Origin of the sequence: Kamptonema animale CS-326 (assembly GCF_028330895.1) — a bacterium.
Taxonomy (GTDB): Bacteria; Cyanobacteriota; Cyanobacteriia; order Cyanobacteriales; family Microcoleaceae; genus Kamptonema; species Kamptonema formosum.
On sequence record NZ_JAQMUA010000311.1, the window covers coordinates 1 to 5054 of the forward strand.

Consider the following 5054-nt stretch of genomic DNA (forward strand, 5'->3'; position numbering starts at 1 on the left):
AAGTGCTTGTTTTGTGGCTTTTGCTCATGGCTCGAATGATGTAGGGAATGCTGTAGCACCCTTAGCTGCGATCGCCTACATTCGCCGCACAAACTCCATTCCTATAAATGATTTCAACGTTCCCCTATGGATTCTAGTGCTCGGAGGTATCGGCATTGTCACAGGCTTAGCCATCTGGGGCAAAAAAGTGATTGCTACCGTTGGCGAAGGCATAATTGAACTACAGCCTAGCGGTGGTTTCTGTGCAGAATTAGCTACCGCGACTACAGTTTTAATCGCTTCCCGCTTAGGTTTGCCCGTTTCTACATCCCATGCTTTAGTTGGTGCAGTCGTAGGAGTGGGACTTGTTAGGAGTTGGAAATCAGTACAATTTCAAACTTTGCAGTCAATTGGCTTAGCATGGGTAATTACGATCCCGATCGCTACCGCTTTAGCCGCTACTATTTTCAGCCTAACTCGCCTCTTTCTGGGTATTTAATTTCAGATGGACACAATTAAACGTAGGGTGGGGGAGTGGCGTAAAAACAGCAAGGTTTCCAATCCCGAAGATACTTGTCAGCGATCGCCCGCACAACAAGTTATAAAATCTGGTTATCCCGCGATCCAAGCGTGTTTAGTGGTACTTGCAGCAATGAGCAACAAAGAAAGTAGGCAGGATAAATCTTACGAAACCCTTTCATCCTTGGACTAAAGTCATAGGGTTTTCAGAAGATTTTTTATAGCCTTAAACCAATAGCAAAGATGTTTTTAATATTCTTCACTGAATCAACCCCTGAAGGTGCGATGCTCGCGGTGAGGTTAAAGTCTGTCATAATTCCTTAAGGTCGATCGCTAACCGCTAACCCTTGTATCGGCTATGGCGGGAAGTCGAAAAAGCCTAGTCGATCGGACTGAAAATAAATTTTACTGGTATTTTGGATTTCATTTGCCAAAATACTAGGAATAATGAACAAGCAGATAGATTAGAGGTTACAGGCAAATGGCGCAACGGGACAAGCAACCGCTCAGACCCGGAGCAGGGGATGCAAGACCGGCTGAAGAAGTCCTGAATTCTGTGATTCAGGAGCTAGAAACTCTACATCAAAATGTTAGAGGTCAATTAGCCGAAGACATAACCCGGCTCCAAACAGAGAAAACGAGCTTGATTGAGGATATTGACAGACTGCGGGATCAATACCGCCAATTGCAGTCGCAGCAAGTCGAAACCCTCTCTCAGCGATACATATACCAGCAGCAATTGTGGCTTAAGCAGTTGGCTCAAGTTTTGGCCAATAACTTGCAAGAGTTGCTAGTGCAACGATTTAACGAACTCAGTGCCAATTCTGTACAGGGAATGAATCTGGCTATCCCCAGTGGGGAGTTCCCGACTCCAATTCTGGTGAATAACTATAATGAACGAGCCACGGAGTTACTGGCTTCGCTAGATGCGAGTGTCAACAGGACTTTCGATATGATGGATCGGGATTTGAGCAGTTATGAGAGTAGCTTGTCTCAACGACTCAGAAATATGGAAGGTATGGAGCGCCAAGGGGAGGCTCTGTTGGAGACTCTGGTTAACCGCCTCCGAGTGGAACTCCAAGAGGAAGTTGATGCAACTTTCGATCCGAGAGATTACGACAGTACGGATACGACTAACTCATTACATCCCGAACCATCTTCTCCTCCAATTCGGAAGCCTTTACCAGAGCCGACTTCGCCGCCACCTGCTCCTGCTCCAGCGAAACAACCAGCTTCTCAAGTTCAGGTAGGTTTGTTGCTGGCTTTAATTTCGGCGGTGGTGCTATCGCTATTTAATGTTTCCTTGAAGATTATCCTCAAGGCTAAGGCTCCTCGGATGATTTTTGGGTTATTCGAGGTGCAGGGTGTGGTTTCCCCTGGTTTCGGAAATTCGCTGTTGATTCTGTTGATTCGGCTGATGGTGGTGATGGCTTTGATGCCGATTTTGGCAACTTTCCTTTATCCGTCAGTGTGGAAGGATTTAAGGCGGTTTATCGATAATGGCGATCGCGATTTGTGGACTAAGGTTTTAGGTAGTGCTTTCTTTTTGTTTTTGTCTCAGGTGCTGATCTATATCGCGATCGGCAATATCCCGACGGGGGTGGCGATCACGATTTTCTTTATTTATCCGATTGTAACGGTGCTTGCTTCTTGGGGACTATTTGGCGATCGCCCTACGGTACTTCGCATTTTAGCAATGTGCGTGATTAGTGGCGGGTTATTGTTAGCAGCGGTTCCTAGTTTTGGTCAAAAGGCTATTGGCGATGTGGGTTTAGGGGTGGCGGCGGCTGTAGGTGCTGGCGTTACTTTTGCTGGCTATGTGTTGTTGACGCAAATGGCCGCTGGGAAACTGCACCCGATTCCTTTCAGTTTGGTTAATTTTGCAGCTATCTTTGTCTTTTCTGCTGTCAGTTTAATACTGTTACCTTTGGGAATTGGGATGGGATTGCCAACAAATTTAGCTGTTTTTGTCGATCCTAATGTCTGGAGTGGGCTGCTTTTTGGCGGTTTCCTTTTAGGGGTGCTGACGCTATTTAGCTATTTGTTGAATAACTTTGCAATCCGTTTTGCGGGTGCGGCGTTAGCGTCGGTGATTGGAACTTTAGGCCCGGCGTTGACAGCTTTGTTTGCTTTGGTGATTATTAATGAGAAAATACCTTTCATCCAGGTTTCGGGATTAGCACTCGTAACTTTGGGTGTTGCTGGTATGAGTCTTGAAAGAATGTTTATGCCGAAGAAAACAACCTGAAGCTATAGCAACCGCTTTCAGCGTTTAGGGGCTAGGGACTAGGGAAGAAGAGGAAGAAGAGGAAGAAGGGAATAGAATTAAGGGTTTGAGGAAACTAGAATGTCCTAACCACCTTGGCGGTTGCTATATATTGCTTTAAGCAGGACTTACGCACCCAACCAAGGAAACCGGGTTTTTTACGAAAATACTTCGCCCGTACCCACAGATGCTCTCAAAAACCCGGTTTCTGGGACTCCCTGCGTAAGTCCTATTTCAGTTGCGATCGTTATAAAGGTTGAAAGTTTAAGGCGCAAGCTGATGACTTTCAACCTTTAATTTTATAGCCGAAGGAAGAAGGAAGAAGGAAGAAGGAAGAAGGAATCTTTGCGAAACCAATCACCACAGTTAACAGTTAACCGTTAACAGTTAACCGTTAACCAAATATGAACACCAATCGCTCCAACTACCAGCATAAAGTTTAGCATCGCGAATACCTGCTATTTCTAAAGATAAAAGGTTGACGCAGGCTGTCACGCCGGAACCGCAATATACGATGATTTCTTCTGCTGGTTGTATTTGCGCCCACCGCTGTTGCTGTTCTACTTGCGATCGCGCTTTTCCTCCTTCTCCTGTCACTTCTTGCCAAGGGTAATTTACCGCACTGGGTATATGTCCAGCTATGGGGTCTATGGGTTCGCGCAGTCCTTGATAGCGATCGCTTTCTCGCGAGTCTATTAATACTACTCCCGGTTGGTCTTTGCGTGTTTTTACGGTATCAATGTCTACTACCCATCCTGGTTGTAGCTGGGGGACAAATTTTCCCGGTTGGGGTGTTGGTAGAGTATCAGATGTGGGATATCCGGCTGTTTGCCACGCGCTGAAGCCACCATCAAGCACTGCGACGCGATCGCACCCCATATAACGCAATAGCCACCACAAACGCGCAGCAAAGGCAAATCTGGAGTCATCATAAGCGACAATTAATGTTTCGTCGGTAATGCCGATCGCGCTTAATTTTTCTGCTAATTCTGTTGGGTTAGGTAAGGGATGTCTACCGCCATGTTTGCTAACTGGACTGGAAAGATCGCGGTTGAGGTCTAAATAGAATGCTCCAGGGAGATGATTTGTTTTATATTGTTGTTGTCCTAATTCTGGATCTGCCAGGGAAAAACGGCAGTCAATAACGATAACTTTCGGATCGTCTAGATGCGCCGCCAGCCATTCTGGGGAAACGATCGAGTTTGTGTCTTGCATAGTTGATTTCTCAAAGTAAATGATGATTTAATTTTAAAATGCTGTGGTTATAAACTATTGCTGAAACTGGGATAATAACCAGGAAACTACCTGACTTTGATTCATCTGGCGAGTGCGCTGTAAAGCTTCATTTGAGAAGCGAAATTGCTAATCCTGGTAACACTTGAGAATCACTAATTCGCCAATTCACTCATCGTTGTTTCTTTCTATTGATAATATTATTTTTAGGTGGTTTTGGTTTTGCGGATTCTTGAGCATAGGCAAGATTTTTTTGATACTCAATGGCTTTTTTTTGAGCTAATTCATAATTCGCACTTTCTGGGGGTACTTTTTTCATCATTGTAACTGCTTCCTGCCACTGACTTGCTACTAAATTCCATTCTTCCTCTGTTTCCGCTGATTGAGCTAATTTGGAGGCATTGATAGCAATGTTAACTGCATTTCGGAAAGACTGAGACTGTGATGGCTTTGGCGTGTTGGTAGCGGTTTGATTGCTAGAATTATCTGGTTTTGTTTCGGTTACTGCTAGCATCTTATTTACAAATACAGCGACGGAAATCCCTAAGATACCGATGACTAGCCCTACTATAATTGTAGTAGTTTTCATTCGGTCTTCACCGATCGGTTCGGGCTGTTTTACCTCTGGGTAGCTAGTAGGTGGTGCTGAAATTGGTTCTGGATTTTGGGCGGGTTCGGAGGGAAATGTTAGCATTGAATAGCTGCCTACTTCTAAGCCAAATCCTTGACTCCAGGCTGGAGAATCGCTCCCTATTTTTTTGCCTTCAACTTTTGCTCTTTGAATTGAATCTGGTTCTATGTTTGTGAGTTGGTTGCGGACAAAATCAATGAGTTCGTATCGATCGGGAACTTGGTCTGATTCTAGGAATACTTCTAAGCACCCATTCGTCAAGTTGGTGGTGACAGCAATGCCTTGAGGTTCTAGTTGTTGATTGAGCAGAAATGCGATCGCGTCTGGGTTTCCCTGTTTGGCAAGTGCCTGATAATTAGGTTCGGTCATGGCTAGGAATTTGGTAGTTGGTAATTGGTAATTGGTAATCGGTAATTGGTAATGGGT

At 44.9% G+C, this 5054-nt stretch carries 5 protein-coding genes; 3 read left to right on the top strand and 2 right to left on the bottom strand.

Annotated elements, in window-relative coordinates; genetic code table 11:
- The 3 genes from PN499_RS17960 to PN499_RS17970 all read left to right on the top strand — a co-directional run.
- Positions 1-478: inorganic phosphate transporter (locus PN499_RS17960; RefSeq protein WP_272033464.1), on the top strand; the 478-nt coding region annotated here is incomplete at its 5' end.
- Between the two features lie 6 nt (positions 479-484).
- Positions 485-691 carry a hypothetical protein gene (locus PN499_RS17965; RefSeq protein ID WP_272033465.1) on the top strand — a complete coding sequence of 69 codons (207 nt, stop codon included), beginning with the start codon at positions 485-487 and terminating at the stop codon, positions 689-691.
- 288 nt (positions 692-979) lie between these two features.
- Positions 980-2746 carry an EamA family transporter gene (locus PN499_RS17970; protein ID WP_272033466.1) on the top strand — a complete coding sequence of 589 codons (1767 nt, stop codon included), beginning with the start codon at positions 980-982 and terminating at the stop codon, positions 2744-2746.
- Between the two features lie 405 nt (positions 2747-3151).
- On the opposite strand, the gene PN499_RS17975 is transcribed toward PN499_RS17970, so the two are convergent.
- Together PN499_RS17975 and PN499_RS17980 are read right to left on the bottom strand one after the other, a co-directional pair.
- Positions 3152-3979 (bottom strand): sulfurtransferase, encoded by an 828-nt coding sequence (locus tag PN499_RS17975; RefSeq protein ID WP_272033467.1) that lies wholly within the window; start codon positions 3977-3979, stop codon positions 3152-3154.
- Between the two features lie 190 nt (positions 3980-4169).
- The coding region (locus tag PN499_RS17980) for a hypothetical protein (protein WP_272033468.1) at positions 4170-5054 on the bottom strand (885 nt) is incomplete at its 5' end.